This is a genomic window from Citrobacter sp. MGH110 (genome assembly GCF_001037515.1).
Classification (GTDB): Bacteria; Pseudomonadota; Gammaproteobacteria; order Enterobacterales; family Enterobacteriaceae; genus Citrobacter; species Citrobacter portucalensis.
In genome coordinates, this window is record NZ_KQ089830.1 from 141,200 (window position 1) to 157,952 (window position 16,753).

The following is a 16,753-nucleotide window of genomic DNA, read 5'->3' on the forward strand; positions in this document are numbered from 1 at the left end:
TAGTATTATTTCTCACTTCTTGCTGTGGAGCCGGTATGTCGCAAAAAATTACTCTCATCAAAGATAAAGTCCTTTCCGATAACTACTTCGTCCTGCGCAATATCACTTATGACCTGACCCGTAAGAATGGAGAGGTGATCCGTCACAAACGTGAGGTTTACGATCGTGGCAACGGCGCCACAATTCTGCTGTATAACCCGGAGAAGAAAACGGTGGTGCTCATCCGCCAGTTTCGCGTTGCGACATGGGTCAACGGTAACGAAGACGGTCAACTGATTGAAACCTGCGCCGGGCTGCTGGATAACGACGAACCGGAAGCATGTATTCGAAAAGAGGTGATTGAAGAGACCGGCTTTGAAGTGGGTGAAGTACGTAAACTGTTTGAGCTATACATGTCGCCGGGCGGTGTGACGGAAATAATCCACTTCTTCATCGCGCAATACCGTGACAGTCAGCGGACAAACGCGGGTGGCGGCGTGGAAGATGAAGATATTGAAGTTCTGGAACTGCCGTTCACACAGGCGCTGGAAATGATCAAAACGGGTGAGATCCGTGACGGTAAAACGGTGCTATTGCTGAACTATTTGCAGTCATCGCATCTCATGGACTAATGCGCGGGATTTATATTTCTTTACAAATTTACGGCCAATCCGACGATTCTTATTGAGCCACATCAGTCGCGCAAGGAAGATACCGCTTAGGCTGTGTGTTTTGACTTCGGGGTTGTACCGTCCATGCGCTATCGCGTTATTCTCCTTTTCCTGCTCGGGTTGCTACCCGCCCGATTGCTGTGGGCTGCGCCCGCGCAACAGGCGTTTTCTGACTGGCAGGTGACGTGTAATAACCAAAATTTTTGTGTGGCGCGCAATACCGGAGAGCACCACGGCCTGGTCATGACCTTGAGCCGCAGCGCCGGGGCGCATACCGACGCCGTGTTGCGTATTGAGCTGGGCGGGCTGGAATCGTCCAGCGTCAAAGAGAGCGATATTGCGCCGCGTCTGCTGTTGGATGGTGCGCCACTCTCGCTGAGCGGCGAGCACTGGCGCATAACTCCCTGGCAGCTGACGACCGATGATCCCGCCACCATCAGCGCATTTTTACAAACCGTACAGGACGCGAAGGCACTTACCCTGCAAAAAGGTGCGCAAAACCTTTCGCTGGTCGGGCTAAAAGCCGCATTGTTGTTTATCGACGCCCAGCAAAAACGGGTGGGGAGCGAAACCGCATGGATTGAAAAAGGTGACGAGCCTCCGCTCAGCGTACCTCCGGCCCCCGCGCTGAAAGGTGTAGCGGTCATTAATCCAACGCCAACGCCTCTCACGCAGCAGGAGCGCAGTGAACTGCTGGACTATGGTAACTGGCGGATCAACGGTATTCGTTGCTCTATCGATCCGCTGCGTCGCGAGATGCGCGTCACGGCCCTAACAGACGATAAAGCGCTGCTGATGATTGGCTGTGAGGCCGGGGCGTATAACACCATCGATCTGGCGTGGGTGGTTTCACGTACGACTCCGTTGACTTCACGCGCGGTACGGTTAAGCCTGCCGTTTAAAACGGATGCAGAAAGTCGCGATATGGAGCTGACCAACGCTACGTTTGACGAGAAGTCGCGGGAGCTGGTCACCCTCGCTAAAGGACGAGGGTTGGCAGATTGCGGTATCCAGACCCGCTGGCGCTACGACGGTCAACGTTTTCGCCTGGTGCGCTATGCCCAGGAGCCAAGCTGCGATAACTGGCATGGGCCAGATGCCTGGCCCACGCTGTGGATCACGCGTTAAGCACCTTGTGCGCTTTGTCGACGATGTTATCTACCGTAAAGCCGAAGAACGGGAACAGTTTGTCCGCTGGAGCCGACTCTCCATAACCCGTCATCCCAACAATTGCCCCTTTCAGCCCGACATATTTGTACCAGTAGTCAGCAATTCCTGCTTCTACCGCCACGCGAGCGCTGACGTTTGCTGGCAGGACCGATTCCCGGTACGCCTCATCCTGGGCGTCAAAGATATCGGTTGAGGGCAGAGAAACCACTCGCACGTTACGACCTTCGCCGGTCAGTTTTTCCGCTGCCAGCAGCGTGATTTCCATTTCTGAACCGGTAGCAATCAAAATAACATCCGGCTTACCGCCGCCATCCTTCAGCACATAGCCGCCGCGGGCAATTTGCTGCACCTGCTCTGGCGTGCGCTCAACCTGTGCCAGATTCTGCCGCGAGAGGATCAGCGCCGTTGGCCCGTCATGACGTTCGACTGCCAGCTTCCAGCCTACTGCCGCCTCCACCTGATCGCACGGTCGCCAGGTACTGAAATTAGGCGTCAGGCGCAGGCTGGCGAGCTGTTCAACGGCCTGGTGCGTAGGACCATCTTCCCCCAGACCAATTGAGTCGTGGGTATAAACCATGATTTGTCGGGCCTTCATCAGCGCCGCCATACGCGCGGCATTTCGGGCATATTCGACAAACATCAGGAACGTGGCGGTGTACGGTACGAAGCCCCCGTGATGGGCAATACCGTTGGCAATCGCCGTCATACCAAATTCACGCACGCCGTAGTGGATGTAGTTTCCTGCATGATCCTCTTTAAGAGAGGAGGAGCCTTTCCAGATGGTCAGGTTGCTGGGGGCCAAATCCGCCGATCCGCCAAGCAGCTCTGGCAGTATAGGCCCGTAGGCGTTAAGGGTATTTTGCGAGGCCTTACGGGTGGCGATTTTGGCCGGATTGGCCTGCAGCTCGGTAATATATTTCTGGGTTGTTGCCTCCCACTCTTTCGGCAGCCCACCGCTCATCCGGCGAGAAAACTCTGCCGCCAGTTCCGGGTAGGCTTGTTGGTAAGCTGCGAATTTCTCCTTCCAGCCCTGTTGCGCTTTTTCGCCTTTCTCGCGTGCGTCCCACGCCCGGTAAATCTCTTTGGGGATCTCAAAAGCAGGATGATGCCACCCCAGCTTCTGCCGGGTCAGTGCCACCTCTTCTTCGCCCAGCGCAGCGCCGTGCGCTTCCTCTTTCCCTGCTTTATTTGGTGAGCCAAAACCAATCACCGTGCGGCAGATAATCAGCGATGGTTTATCGGTAACAGCCTGCGCTTCCTGAATGGCTTTTTTTACCGCCTCTGGGTCATGACCGTCAATGTCGTGTACCACATGCCAGTGATAAGCCTCAAAGCGTTTTGCAGTATCGTCGGTAAACCAGCCGTCGGTTTCACCATCAATCGAGATGCCGTTGTGATCGTAGAAGCCAATGAGTTTGCCAAGCCCCAGCGTGCCCGCCAGCGAACAAGCCTCGTGTGAAATACCCTCCATCAGACAGCCGTCGCCCATAAAGACCCAGGTAAAGTGGTTAACAATCTCATGGTCCGGCTGGTTAAACTGCGCTGCCAGCGTACGCTCGGCAATGGCCATGCCGACGGCGTTGGCTAAACCCTGACCCAGCGGTCCTGTCGTGGTTTCCACGCCCGGCGTGTAGCCAATTTCCGGGTGCCCTGGCGTCTTCGAATGGAGCTGACGGAAGTTCTTTAATTCTTCGATCGGCAGGTCGTAACCGGAAAGATGCAACAGGCTGTAAAGCAGCATTGAGGCGTGGCCGTTGGACAGAATAAACCGGTCTCGATCGTACCAGGTGGGGTCGGTCGGGTTATGGCGTAGAAAATCGTTCCACAGAACTTCGGCGATATCGGCCATCCCCATTGGTGCTCCAGGGTGGCCGGAGTTAGCTTTTTGGACGGCATCCATACTTAGCGCACGAATGGCATTGGCAAGCTCTTTACGGGTCATAGGAAATACTCCTTGAAAAGTAAAGTGTTAGATGCGTGTTGTGATTCACACTTTTGGGAAAATTGCGGGCGTTGTCAGCAAAAAGCATAGCAGACAGGCATGGTATTGCTGGATTAAGCAGGTAACATGGTTGTTATAAATTGATAACAAATTCTTTCTTTGAATGGTGAGAGTTTGGGGACCTTCAAAGTTTGTACCGTTGACTGAGGTGATAATGTGCGGCTCAGTAGAATGGTTACCCGCGCCACTTTTTTGATAGATACGTGAAAGGAACAACAAGATGGATGACCAGTTAAAACAAAGCGCCCTCGATTTCCACGAATTTCCGGTACCCGGTAAAATCCAGGTTTCTCCGACCAAGCCTCTGGCAACGCAGCGCGACCTGGCGCTGGCCTACTCGCCGGGCGTGGCTGCACCGTGTCTTGAAATTGAAAAGGATCCGCTGGCAGCCTACAAATACACCGCGCGCGGCAACCTGGTTGCGGTTATTTCCAACGGCACAGCGGTGCTGGGTCTCGGCAACATTGGCGCGTTGGCCGGCAAACCGGTGATGGAAGGTAAAGGCGTTCTGTTTAAGAAATTCGCCGGGATAGACGTGTTCGACATTGAAGTCGATGAACTCGATCCGGATAAGTTTATCAATGTGGTTGCGGCCCTGGAGCCCACGTTTGGCGGTATCAACCTCGAAGATATTAAAGCGCCGGAGTGCTTCTACATTGAGCAAAAACTGCGCGAGCGCATGAATATTCCGGTCTTCCACGATGATCAGCACGGTACGGCAATCATCAGTACTGCCGCTATTCTGAACGGTCTGCGGGTGGTTGAGAAAAATATCTCTGACGTGCGCATGGTGGTGTCTGGTGCAGGTGCGGCGGCGATTGCCTGTATGAACCTGCTGGTAGCGCTGGGTATGCAGAAACACAATATTGTGGTCTGTGACTCCAAAGGTGTGATTTACAAAGACCGCGAACCGAACATGGCGGAAACCAAAGCGGCTTACGCGGTGGTGGATGACGGTAAGCGTACGCTGGATGATGTCATTGACGGCGCAGATATTTTCCTCGGCTGCTCGGGCCCGAAAGTGCTGACGCAGGAAATGGTTAAGAAGATGGCGCGTGCGCCAATGATTCTGGCACTCGCCAACCCGGAGCCGGAAATCCTGCCGCCGCTGGCAAAAGAGGTGCGTTCCGACGCCATCATCTGTACCGGTCGTTCAGACTACCCGAACCAGGTTAACAACGTCCTGTGCTTCCCGTTCATCTTCCGCGGTGCGCTGGACGTTGGTGCGACGGCCATCAACGAAGAGATGAAACTGGCGGCGGTGCACGCCATTGCTGAGCTGGCGCATGCCGAGCAGAGTGAAGTGGTGGCCTCTGCTTATGGCGATCAGGACCTGAGCTTCGGCCCGGAATACATCATTCCGAAACCGTTCGACCCGCGTCTGATCGTCAAAATCGCCCCTGCTGTGGCGAAAGCGGCGATGGACTCCGGCGTGGCAACGCGTCCGATTGCCGACTTTGACGCTTACATCGATAAGCTGACTGAATTCGTCTACAAAACCAACCTGTTCATGAAGCCGATTTTCTCCCTGGCACGCAAAGCGCCGAAGCGCGTGGTGCTGACCGAAGGGGAAGAAGCGCGCGTACTGCACGCTACCCAGGAGTTGATCACGTTAGGGCTGGCAAAACCGATCCTGATCGGTCGTCCAAGCGTTATTGAAATGCGCATCCAGAAACTGGGTCTGCAGATCAAAGCGGGCGTCGATTTTGAAATCGTCAACAATGAGTCCGATCCGCGCTTTAAAGAGTACTGGAGTGAGTACTACCAGATTATGAAGCGTCGTGGGATTACCCAGGAGCAGGCGCAGCGTGCGGTGATTGCCAACACTACGGTGATCGGCGCAATCATGGTACAGCGCGGCGAAGCGGATGCGATGATCTGCGGTACGATTGGCGACTACCATGAGCACTTCAGCGTGGTGAAAGAGGTATTTGGTCATCGCGACGGCGTGCATACTGCCGGGGCGATGAACGCCTTGCTGCTGCCAAGCGGTAACACCTTTATCGCCGATACCTACGTCAACGACGATCCTACGCCTGAGCAACTGGCGGAAATCGCCGTGATGGCGGCAGAGACCGTGCGTCGCTTTGGTATCGAACCGAAGGTGGCGTTGCTGTCGCACTCCAACTTTGGTTCCTCTAACTGTCCGTCGGCCAGCAAAATGCGCGACGCGCTGGAGCTGATTAAGGCGCGCGCGCCAGAGTTGATGATTGACGGCGAAATGCACGGCGACGCCGCGCTGGTGGAAAGCATCCGTAATGACCGCATGCCGGACAGTCCGTTGAAAGGCTCAGCGAATATTCTGGTGATGCCGAATATGGAAGCTGCCCGTATTAGTTACAACTTACTACGCGTTTCCAGTTCTGAAGGCGTAACGGTTGGCCCGGTGCTGATGGGGGTTGCGAAACCGGTTCACGTATTAACGCCGATCGCCTCTGTTCGTCGTATCGTTAATATGGTGGCGCTGGCGGTTGTAGAAGCCCAAACGCAGCCGCTGTAATTTCACTTTAATTTATTTCCGGCGCGGGTTTCTCCCGCGCCTTTTTATTTTCCCTTTCTTAGTGATCTACTTCACCTTTTAAACCTGGTTGCCGAATTTTGTTATTTACTCTGACAAAAAATTGCCACGATGAGGGCAGTTTTAGCGGAGGCGGTGAGCAATGGAAAAAGAACGCATTATTCAGGAATTTGTGCCGGGGAAACAGGTCACGCTGGCGCATCTCATTGCGCACCCCGGCGAGGAATTAGCGAAAAAGATCGGCGTTCCCGAAGCGGGCGCTATCGGCATCATGACGCTGACGCCAGGCGAAACCGCGATGATTGCCGGTGACTTAGCCATGAAGGCGGCGGATGTACATATCGGTTTTCTCGATAGATTCAGCGGCGCACTGGTGATCTACGGTTCGGTAGGCGCAGTAGAAGAAGCGTTATTACAGACGGTAAGCGGTCTGGGTCGATTATTAAATTTCACTTTGTGCAACCTGACAAAAAGTTAATCAGAGGCGGCGATGAAACGTATTGCATTTGTCGGTACGGTGGGGGCGGGGAAAACAACGCTCTTTAATGCGCTACAGGGGAATTATTCCCTCGCCAGAAAAACACAGGCCGTGGAGTTTAATGAAAATGGCGATATCGATACGCCAGGGGAATATTTTAGCCATCCGCGTTGGTATCACGCCTTAATTACCACGCTGCAGGATGTCGATACGTTGATTTATATACACGCGGCAAATGATAAAGAAAGTCGCTTACCTGCCGGGCTGTTGGATATCGGCGCCAGTAAACGACAAATCGCCGTTATCAGTAAAACGGACATGCCGGATGCCGACGTCGCCGCAACGCGACAACTACTTCGCGGGATGGGGTTTCAGGAGCCTATTTTTGAGCTCAATAGCCATGACCCGCGCAGCGTGCAGCACCTGGTGGATTATCTGACTGAGCTCAGCCAAAAGGAGGAAAGGGCAGGTGAAAAAACTCATCACAGCTAACGATATTCGTGCGGCCCACGCACGCGGCGAACAGGAAATGTCGGTTGTTCTGCGCGCCAGCATCATTACCCCGGAGGCGCGCGAAGTTGCGGAGCTGCTGGGCGTTACCATCAGTGAATGCGATGAATCCGCGCCAACTGCTGCTGTACCGGCGGCGGTTGATGATGGCAAAACGGAAAGCCAGCGCATTCGCGAAACCATCATTGCGCAGTTACCGGAAGGGCAGTTTACCGAAAGCCTGGTCGCCCAGCTGATGGACAAAGTTATGAAGGAGAAGCAGTCGCTGGAGCAGGGCGGAATGCAGCCGAGTTTTAACTCGGTAACCGGCAAAGGCGGCGTCAAAGTCATCGACGGCAGCAGCGTGAAGTTTGGTCGTTTTGACGGCGCGCAGCCGCACTGCGTGGGCTTAACCGATCTGGTGACCGACCAGGACGGTAGCAGCATGGCCGCCGGGTTCATGCAGTGGGATAACGCTTTTTTCCCATGGACGCTGAACTACGACGAAATCGACATGATTCTGGAAGGCGAGCTGCACGTTCGCCACGAAGGCGAAACCATGATTGCAAAAGCCGGGGACGTCATGTTTATCCCGAAAGGTTCCAGCATCGAATTTGGTACGCCATCGACGGTGAAGTTTCTGTATGTGGCCTGGCCTGCGAACTGGCAGTCCTGCTAAGGCGGATGTATGAAGGATTTCATTACCGAAGCATGGCTCAGAGCGAATCATACGCTCAGCGAAGGGGCTGAAATTCATCTCCCCGCTGACGCTCGCCTGACGCCGTCTGCCCGGGAATTACTGGAAAGCCGACATCTGCGTATTAAGTTTATCGACGAGCAGGGCAGCCTGTTTATTGATGACGAAGAACAGCAGCCGCAGCCGGTGCATGGATTAACCAGCAGCGATACGCATCCACAGGCCAGCTGCGAACTGTGCCATCAACCGGTGGCGAAGAAACCGGACACCCTGACGCATCTGACGGCGGACAAGATGGTCGCCAAAAGTGACCCTCGGCTGGGATTTCGCGCCGCGCTGGACAGCACCATCGCCCTGGCTGTGTGGTTGCAGATTGAGATGGCAGAACCGTGGCAGCCGTGGCTGGCGGATATCCGCTCGCGCCTGGGCAATATTATGCGCGCTGACGCCATGGATGAGCCGCTGGCAGCACAAGCTGTCGTGGGTTTAAGTGACGAAGATTTACACCGTCTTTCGCATCAACCGCTGCGCTATCTGGACCACGACCATCTGGTACCTGAAGCCAGCCACGGACGTGATTGCGCGCTGCTTAATCTACTGCGTACCAAAGTCCGTGAAACGGAGACGGTGGCGGCCCAGGTGTTCATCACTCGCAGTTTTGAGGTTATGCGACCGGACATTATGCAGGCGCTCAACCGCCTTTCCAGTACGGTCTACGTGATGATGATTCTGAGCGTTGCGAAGCATCCGCTGACGGTTAACCAAATTCAACAGCGACTGGGGGAGAAGCAATGATCATTGAACGTGCTCGTCAACTCGCCCAACGCTCACCGGCACGGGTGGTGTTCCCGGATGCGCTGGATGTCCGGGTGCTGAAGGCGGCGAATTACCTGCACCAGCACGGTCTGGCACATCCAATTCTCGTTGCCAGTCCGTTTGCGCTGCGCCAGTTTGCCCTCAGTCACCGGGTGGCAATGGATGGCATTCAGGTTATCGATCCGCAAAGCAATCAGCCAATGCGCGAAGAGTTTGCGCTGCGCTGGCTGGCTCGCGCGGGAGATAAAACGCCTGCGGATGCGCTGGAAAAACTCAACGATCCGCTGATGTTCGCCGCTGCAATGGTCAGCGCGGGTAAAGCTGACGTCTGTATTGCGGGCAATCTCTCATCAACAGCGAACGTGCTGCGTGCCGGATTACGCATTATCGGGCTACAGCCTGGCTGTAAAACGCTGTCGTCAATTTTCCTGATGCTGCCGCAGTACCTTGGGCCGTCATTGGGCTTTGCCGATTGCAGCGTCGTGCCGCAGCCCACCGCTGCACAGTTGGCGGATATTGCGATTGCCAGCGCACAGACATGGCAGGCGATCACAGGTGAAGAGCCGCGCGTGGCCATGCTGTCGTTTTCAAGTAATGGCAGTGCTCGCCATCCTAACGTCGCTAACGTGCAGCAGGCGACCGAGATCGTTCGTGAGCGTGCCCCGCAGCTTACCGTGGACGGAGAACTGCAATTTGATGCCGCCTTTGTTCCGGATGTCGCTGCGCAAAAAGCGCCCGCCAGTCCGTTAAAGGGCAATGCCAATGTGATGGTCTTCCCATCGCTCGAGGCAGGCAATATTGGCTACAAAATCGCTCAGCGTCTGGGAGGGTATCGCGCAGTAGGTCCGTTGATTCAAGGGCTTGCCGCACCGCTTCATGATCTCTCTCGTGGCTGTAGCGTACAGGAAATTATCGAACTGGCGTTGGTGGCAGCAGTGCCGCGCCAGACTGACATGAGTCGTGAAAACGCCTCGCACACACTGGTTGTATAAGGTCCCGTTCTGGACCCCCTTTGACTTAAGAGGAAAGCATAATGGAAGCATTAGGAATGATTGAAACCCGGGGCCTGGTTGCACTGATTGAGGCTTCTGACGCAATGGTTAAAGCGGCACGCGTGAAACTGGTTGGCGTGAAGCAGATCGGTGGCGGTCTGGTCACTGCCATGGTCCGTGGCGATGTAGCGGCATGTAAAGCTGCAACGGACGCAGGTGCTGCGGCAGCACAGCGTATTGGCGAGCTGGTTTCAGTACACGTGATCCCACGTCCGCACGGCGATCTGGAAGAAGTGTTCCCGATCAGCTTTAAAGGCGACAGCAACGACATGTAAGTCGTCCATGTGACGCCACAGACTTCATTGCTGGCGTCACCCTCTCTCCTTTTCACATTACCTTCTGCGGAGGGTAGGGGGAGGTTTTACCTGAAATATGCCACGGAGGCGCGTATGAAACTGGCAATCGTTACAGGACAAATTGTTTGTACCGTACGCCATCAGGGGCTCGCGCACGACAAGTTGCTGATGGTGGAAATGATTGACGCCCAGGGAAATCCCGACGGGCAATGTGCTGTTGCTATCGACAGCATCGGGGCGGGAACCGGAGAGTGGGTGCTGCTGGTCAGCGGAAGCTCCGCCCGTCAGGCGCACCGGAATGAATCATCGCCTGTCGATCTGTGCGTGATTGGCATTGTCGATGAAGTGGTGGCAGGTGGTCAGGTGATCTTCCATAAATAAGGCAGAAAATCATGAATCAACAGGATATTGAACAGGTCGTGAAAGCGGTACTGCTGAAAATGAAAGACAGCAGCCAACCCGTCAGTGCCGTTCAAGAAATGGGCGTTTTTGCCTCCCTGGATGACGCAGTGGCGGCAGCAAAACTTGCCCAGCAGGGGTTGAAAAGCGTCGCCATGCGCCAACTGGCTATCACGGCCCTACGTGAGGCGGGCGAAAAGCACGCCAGAGAATTAGCGGAACTTGCCGTCACTGAAACCGGCATGGGACGCGTCGAAGATAAATTTGCCAAAAACGTGGCGCAGGCGCGCGGCACGCCGGGTGTGGAATGCCTGTCTCCACAGGTTCTGACCGGCGATAACGGTCTGACGCTGATTGAAAACGCACCGTGGGGCGTGGTGGCCTCGGTAACTCCATCCACCAACCCGGCCGCGACCGTCATTAACAACGCCATCAGCCTGATTGCCGCTGGTAACAGCGTGGTCTTCGCACCGCATCCGGCGGCGAAAAAAGTCTCTCAGCGCGCTATCACTCTGCTTAACCAGGCGGTAGTTGCCGCAGGCGGTCCGGCAAACCTGTTGGTGACGGTTGCCAACCCGGATATCGAGACTGCCCAGCGTCTGTTCAAGTACCCAGGTATCGGCCTGCTGGTGGTGACCGGTGGTGAAGCCGTGGTGGACGCCGCGCGTAAGCACACCAACAAACGTCTGATTGCCGCTGGTGCGGGTAATCCGCCAGTGGTGGTTGATGAAACGGCTGACCTGGCACGCGCGGCGCAGTCGATAGTCAAAGGTGCATCGTTTGACAACAACATCATCTGCGCCGACGAAAAAGTGCTGATCGTGGTCGATAGCGTCGCTGATGAACTGATGCGTCTGATGGAAAGCCAGCATGCGGTGAAACTGACCGCGGCTCAGGCCGAACAACTGCAGCCGGTGCTGCTGAAAAATATCGATGAGCGCGGTAAAGGCACGGTCAGTCGTGACTGGGTCGGGCGCGATGCCGGAAAAATCGCTGCGGCGATTGGTCTGAACGTACCGGAGCAAACCCGTCTGTTATTCGTCGAAACCTCCGCGACGCATCCGTTTGCCGTTACCGAACTGATGATGCCGGTGCTGCCGGTCGTGCGGGTTGCCAACGTCGATGAAGCCATTGAACTGGCGGTCAAGCTGGAAGGCGGCTGCCACCATACGGCGGCGATGCACTCACGCAATATCGAAAATATGAACCGTATGGCAAACGCCATTGATACCAGCATCTTCGTTAAGAACGGACCGTGCATTGCCGGTCTTGGACTGGGCGGTGAAGGCTGGACCACGATGACCATTACCACACCAACCGGGGAAGGGGTGACCAGTGCGCGTACGTTTGTGCGTCTGCGTCGCTGTGTGTTGGTAGACGCCTTCAGAATCGTATAAGGAGTAAATGAGATGGCGCACGACGAACAACGTTGGTTGACACCCAGACTGCTAAAAGCGGCAACGCTATGTAACCAGACGCCCGCAAAGAGCGATTCACCGCTGTGGTTGGGCATTGATTTGGGAACGTGTGATGTGGTGTCGATGGTTGTGGACAGTGACGGACAGCCGGTCGCGGTTTGCCTGGACTGGGCCGATGTCGTGCGCGATGGCATCGTCTGGGATTTCTTTGGTGCGGTGACCATCGTTCGTCGCCATCTCGATACGCTCGAACAACAACTGGGTTGCCGTTTTACCCATGCGGCAACCTCGTTTCCACCGGGAACTGACCCGCGCATCTCTATTAACGTGCTGGAGTCTGCCGGGCTTGAAGTGAGCCATGTCCTCGACGAACCAACCGCGGTGGCGGATCTGTTGCAGCTTGATAACGCCGGCGTGGTGGATATTGGTGGTGGCACTACCGGGATTGCGATTGTTAAACAGGGCAAAGTGACTTACTCCGCTGATGAAGCGACTGGCGGGCACCATATCTCTCTGACGCTGGCCGGGAACCGTCGTATCCAGTTGGAAGAAGCCGAGCAGTACAAGCGCAGCAATGGCAAAGAAATCTGGCCGGTGGTGAAGCCTGTCTACGAAAAGATGGCGGAAATCGTGGCGCACCATATTGCCGGACAGGATGTCGCTGATTTGTGGCTGGCGGGTGGCTCCTGTATGCAGCCAGGCGTTGATGAACTGTTCCGTAAGCGTTTCCCGGAACTGCAGGTGCATTTACCCCAGCACAGCCTGTTTATGACTCCGCTGGCGATTGCAAACAGCGGAAAAGAAAAAGCGGAAGGAATCTATGCAAGCTGAATTGCAGACCGCGCTCTTTCAGGCATTCGATACCCTGAATCTGCAACGCGTAAAAACGTTTAGCGTTCCCCCGGTTACGTTATGTGGACTGGGAGCGCTTAGTACCTGCGGACAGGAAGCACAAACGCGCGGACTGACGCATATGTTCGTCATGGTTGACAGCTTTCTGCATCAGGCGGGGATGACCGCCGCACTGGAGCGCAGCCTGGCGATGAAAGGTGTGGCAATGACGCTGTGGCCATGTCCGGTAGGTGAACCGTGCATTACGGACGTCTGCGCGGCAGTCGCGCAACTGCGTGAATCAAAGTGCGACGGCGTCGTGGCTTTCGGTGGCGGTTCCGTGCTGGATGCCGCCAAGGCAGTGGCGTTGCTGGTGACCAACCCTACCCAGACGCTGGCTGACATGGACGAGCGTAGCGTGTTACGCCCGCGTCTGCCGCTGATTGCCGTACCGACTACCGCCGGAACGGGCTCAGAAACCACGAACGTCACGGTGATTATCGACGCCGCGACCGGACTCAAAAAAGTACTGGCCCACGCAACCCTGATGCCGGATGTGGCGATCCTTGACGCCGCATTGACGGAAGGTGTGCCTGCGCACGTAACGGCGATGACCGGGATTGATGCACTGACGCACGCCGTTGAAGCGTATAGCGCACTGAACGCGACGCCGTTTACCGACAGCCTGGCGATTGGTGCGATAGCGATGATCGGTAAATCGCTGCCGAAGGCCGTCGGCTACGGTCAGGATCTGGCGGCGCGCGAAAGTATGCTGCTGGCTTCCTGTATGGCCGGGATGGCGTTTTCCAGCGCTGGGCTTGGCCTGTGCCATGCGATGGCGCACCAGCCGGGGGCGACGTTGCACATTCCACACGGACAGGCTAACGCCATGCTGCTTCCCACGGTAATGGGGTTCAACCGCATGGTGTGTCGTGAGCGCTTTAGCCATATCGGACGCGCGTTAACCAACAAGAAATCGGACGATCGTGATGCTATCAACGCGGTCAGCGAGTTGATTAGCGAAGTGGGCCAGACCAAACGACTCTCTGACGTTGGGGCAAAGCCCGAGCAGTACAGCGCATGGGCTCACGCCGCGCTGGAGGATATTTGTATTCGCAGTAACCCACGCACCGCCACGCAGGCACAGATCATCGACCTGTACGCGGCTGCCGGGTAATGCCTGTAGGCCGGATAAGGTGCTCGCACCACCATCCGGCAATAACACGGCGTTAATGCCGGAGGCGACGTAAACGTCTTATCCGGCCTACAAATCACAAATGACAGGGAGTAGGGGCTATGGGAATTAACGAAATCATCATGTACATCATGATGTTCTTTATGCTGATTGCCGCCGTGGACAGGATCCTGTCGCAGTTCGGCGGTTCGGCACGCTTCCTCGGTAAGTTCGGTAAGAGTATTGAGGGATCGGGCGGCCAGTTTGAAGAAGGTTTTATGGCGATGGGCGCGCTGGGTCTGGCGATGGTCGGTATGACCGCGCTGGCACCGGTTCTGGCGCATGTGCTCGGGCCTGTAATTATTCCGCTGTATGAAATGCTGGGCGCGAACCCGTCGATGTTTGCCGGAACGCTGCTGGCGTGCGATATGGGCGGCTTCTTCCTGGCGAAAGAACTGGCGGGCGGCGACGTTGCGGCGTGGCTGTACTCTGGCCTGATCCTCGGGGCGATGATGGGGCCGACGCTGGTCTTCTCCATTCCGGTTGCGCTGGGGATTATTGAACCGTCTGACCGTCGTTATCTGGCGCTGGGCGTGCTGGCGGGTATTGTCACCATTCCGATTGGTTGTATTGCGGGCGGTTTGATTGCGATGTACTCCGGCGTCGAAATCAACGGGCAGCCGGTGGAGTTCACCTTCGCGCTGATCCTGATGAATATGATCCCGGTGCTGATCGTGGCTGTGCTGGTGGCGCTGGGACTGAAATTCATCCCGGAAAAAATGATCAACGGCTTCCAGATCTTCGCGAAATTCTTGGTGGCGCTGATCACCATCGGCCTCGCAGCAGCGGTGGTCAAATTCCTGCTCGGCTGGGAGCTGATCCCAGGTCTTGATCCTATCTTCATGGCTCCGGGCGACAAGCCGGGTGAAGTGATGCGCGCCATCGAAGTTATCGGTTCTATTTCCTGCGTACTGCTCGGTGCGTACCCAATGGTACTGCTGCTGACCCGCTGGTTTGAAAAACCGCTGATGAGCGTCGGTAACCTGTTAAAAATCAATAATATTGCGGCTGCCGGTATGGTTGCGACGCTGGCGAACAACATCCCAATGTTCGGCATGATGAAGAATATGGATACCCGCGGCAAAGTGATCAACTGCGCCTTCGCGGTCTCCGCGGCCTTTGCACTGGGTGACCACTTAGGCTTCGCCGCTGCCAACATGAACGCGATGATCTTCCCGATGATTGTCGGCAAGTTGATTGGCGGCGTGACGGCGATTGGTGTGGCTATGCTGTTGGTACCGAAAGATGAAGATGTGCCAGCAGAAGTAGAAACCAACCCGGAGGCGCAATCGTGAATACTCGCCAGCTACTGAGCGTCGGTATCGATATCGGCACCACTACCACTCAGGTGATTTTCTCGCGCCTTGAGTTAGTCAACCGTGCGGCAGTGTCGCAGGTGCCGCGCTACGAATTCATCAAACGCGAAATTAGCTGGCAAAGCCCGGTGTTCTTTACCCCCGTTGATAAGCAGGGCGGGTTGAAAGAGGCCGAACTTAAGGCGCTGATCCTCGCCCAGTATCAGGCGGCGGGTATTGCACCTGAGACTGTCGATTCCGGCGCGATCATCATCACCGGAGAAAGTGCCAAAACCCGTAATGCGCGTCCGGCGGTGATGGCGCTCTCTCAGTCGCTGGGGGATTTTGTGGTGGCCAGCGCCGGACCGCATCTGGAATCGGTGATTGCCGGTCACGGTGCGGGGGCACAAACCCTGTCCGAGCAGAAGTTGTGCCGCGTACTGAATATCGACATCGGTGGCGGTACGTCGAACTACGTTCTGTTTGATGCTGGAAAGGTCAGCGGTTCGGCTTGCCTCAACGTCGGCGGGCGACTGCTGGAAACGGACGGCCAGGGGCGAGTAGTACATGCGCATCAGCCGGGGCAGATGGTTGTTGATGACGTATTTGGTCCGGGCACCGACGCCCGAACCCTCAATGCGGCGCAGCTTGTTCAGGTAGCCCGACGGATGGCGGCGCTCATTGTGGAGGTGATTGACGGCACGTTATCACCGCTGGCGCAGGCGCTGATGCAAACCGGCCTGTTACCGGCGGGCGTGAAACCGGAAGTGATTACGTTGTCCGGCGGGGTGGGCGAGTGCTACCGCAACCAACCAGCCGATCCGTTCTGTTTTTCCGACATTGGCCCGCTGTTAGCAACGGCACTGCATGAACATCCGCGCCTGCGTGAGATGAACGTGCAGTTCCCGGCGCAAACCGTGCGCGCCACGGTGATTGGCGCCGGTGCGCATACGCTGTCGCTTTCGGGCAGCACCATCTGGCTGGAAGGCGTGGCGCTTCCGCTGCGCAATCTGCCGGTGGCGATTCCGGTTGATGAGGCTGATTTGGTGGCCGCCTGGCAACAGGCGCTAATGCAGCTCGATCTGGACCCGCAAACGGACGCCTACGTGCTGGCGCTGCCCGGTTCGCTGCCGGTGCGCTATGCCGCGCTGTTAACGGTGATTGATGCGCTGCTGGCCTTTGTCGCGCGCTATCCGAATCCGCATCCCCTGCTGGTGGTAGCCGAGCAGGATTTTGGTAAGGCCCTGGGCATGCTGTTACGCCCACAGTTACAGCAACACCCGCTGGCAGTCATCGATGAGGTGGTTGTCCGGGCGGGGGACTATATCGACATTGGTACGCCTCTTTTTGGCGGATCGGTTGTGCCGGTGACGGTGAAATCACTCGCATTTCCTTCCTGAGGGAACGA

The 16,753-nt window shown here is 56.2% G+C and carries 16 protein-coding genes; 15 read left to right on the forward strand and 1 reads right to left on the reverse strand.

Going from position 1 to position 16,753, the window contains the following annotated elements:
* The first annotated feature begins 35 nt into the window (after positions 1-35).
* Together nudK and SK38_RS00615 are read left to right on the forward strand one after the other, a co-directional pair.
* Complete coding sequence (gene nudK, locus SK38_RS00610; protein WP_048234755.1) at positions 36-611, forward strand: GDP-mannose pyrophosphatase NudK; 576 nt, start codon at positions 36-38, stop codon at positions 609-611.
* A gap of 123 nt (positions 612-734) precedes the next feature.
* Positions 735-1,778, forward strand: a complete 1,044-nt coding sequence (locus tag SK38_RS00615; protein ID WP_048236382.1) for a DUF1176 domain-containing protein — start codon at positions 735-737, stop codon at positions 1,776-1,778.
* Here the strand turns inward: SK38_RS00615 and tkt are convergent.
* Positions 1,768-3,762 carry a transketolase gene (gene tkt / locus SK38_RS00620; RefSeq protein ID WP_003835065.1) on the reverse strand — a complete coding sequence of 665 codons (1,995 nt, stop codon included), beginning with the start codon at positions 3,760-3,762 and terminating at the stop codon, positions 1,768-1,770. The genes SK38_RS00615 and tkt overlap by 11 nt on opposite strands.
* A 280-nt stretch (positions 3,763-4,042) precedes the next feature.
* Here tkt and maeB point away from each other — a divergent pair, with 280 nt between their 5' ends.
* The 13 genes from maeB (at position 4,043) to eutA (ending at position 16,745) form a co-directional block, all read left to right on the forward strand.
* Positions 4,043-6,322, forward strand: coding sequence for an NADP-dependent oxaloacetate-decarboxylating malate dehydrogenase (gene maeB / locus SK38_RS00625; protein WP_003835063.1), 2,280 nt, complete (start codon positions 4,043-4,045; stop codon positions 6,320-6,322).
* 160 nt (positions 6,323-6,482) lie between these two features.
* Complete coding sequence (eutS, locus tag SK38_RS00630; protein ID WP_003037995.1) at positions 6,483-6,818, forward strand: ethanolamine utilization microcompartment protein EutS; 336 nt, start codon at positions 6,483-6,485, stop codon at positions 6,816-6,818.
* 12 nt (positions 6,819-6,830) lie between these two features.
* On the forward strand, positions 6,831-7,310 hold the full coding sequence (eutP, locus tag SK38_RS00635) for an ethanolamine utilization acetate kinase EutP (protein WP_003037998.1): 480 nt from the start codon (positions 6,831-6,833) through the stop codon (positions 7,308-7,310).
* Complete coding sequence (gene eutQ / locus SK38_RS00640) at positions 7,288-7,986, forward strand: ethanolamine utilization acetate kinase EutQ (protein ID WP_032944171.1); 699 nt, start codon at positions 7,288-7,290, stop codon at positions 7,984-7,986. Before eutP ends, eutQ begins: the two co-directional genes overlap by 23 nt.
* 9 nt (positions 7,987-7,995) lie before the next feature.
* The gene (gene eutT, locus SK38_RS00645; protein ID WP_003835057.1) at positions 7,996-8,799 is read left to right on the forward strand and encodes an ethanolamine utilization cob(I)yrinic acid a,c-diamide adenosyltransferase EutT; all 804 of its coding nucleotides are present in this window, start codon (positions 7,996-7,998) and stop codon (positions 8,797-8,799) included.
* Positions 8,796-9,812, forward strand: coding sequence for a phosphate acetyltransferase (gene pta / locus SK38_RS00650; RefSeq protein WP_048224970.1), 1,017 nt, complete (start codon positions 8,796-8,798; stop codon positions 9,810-9,812). Before eutT ends, pta begins: the two co-directional genes overlap by 4 nt.
* A 41-nt stretch (positions 9,813-9,853) precedes the next feature.
* Positions 9,854-10,147, forward strand: coding sequence for an ethanolamine utilization microcompartment protein EutM (eutM, locus tag SK38_RS00655; protein ID WP_003835054.1), 294 nt, complete (start codon positions 9,854-9,856; stop codon positions 10,145-10,147).
* A 114-nt stretch (positions 10,148-10,261) separates the two neighbouring features.
* Complete coding sequence (eutN, locus tag SK38_RS00660) at positions 10,262-10,549, forward strand: ethanolamine utilization microcompartment protein EutN (protein WP_003038011.1); 288 nt, start codon at positions 10,262-10,264, stop codon at positions 10,547-10,549.
* An 11-nt stretch (positions 10,550-10,560) separates the two neighbouring features.
* The gene (locus SK38_RS00665; RefSeq protein ID WP_003835050.1) at positions 10,561-11,964 is read left to right on the forward strand and encodes an aldehyde dehydrogenase family protein; all 1,404 of its coding nucleotides are present in this window, start codon (positions 10,561-10,563) and stop codon (positions 11,962-11,964) included.
* Between the two features lie 12 nt (positions 11,965-11,976).
* Positions 11,977-12,816, forward strand: coding sequence for an ethanolamine utilization protein EutJ (gene eutJ, locus SK38_RS00670; RefSeq protein WP_048234757.1), 840 nt, complete (start codon positions 11,977-11,979; stop codon positions 12,814-12,816).
* Positions 12,806-13,993: an ethanolamine utilization ethanol dehydrogenase EutG gene (eutG, locus tag SK38_RS00675; RefSeq protein WP_008785420.1), complete on the forward strand. Its 1,188-nt coding sequence runs from the start codon at positions 12,806-12,808 to the stop codon at positions 13,991-13,993. Before eutJ ends, eutG begins: the two co-directional genes overlap by 11 nt.
* Positions 13,994-14,112: 119 nt before the next feature.
* A complete protein-coding gene (gene eutH, locus SK38_RS00680) occupies positions 14,113-15,345 on the forward strand; it encodes an ethanolamine utilization protein EutH (protein ID WP_003835043.1) in 1,233 nt (410 codons plus the stop codon).
* A complete protein-coding gene (eutA, locus tag SK38_RS00685) occupies positions 15,342-16,745 on the forward strand; it encodes an ethanolamine ammonia-lyase reactivating factor EutA (protein ID WP_048234758.1) in 1,404 nt (467 codons plus the stop codon). Before eutH ends, eutA begins: the two co-directional genes overlap by 4 nt.
* The last annotated feature ends 8 nt before the right edge of the window (positions 16,746-16,753 follow it).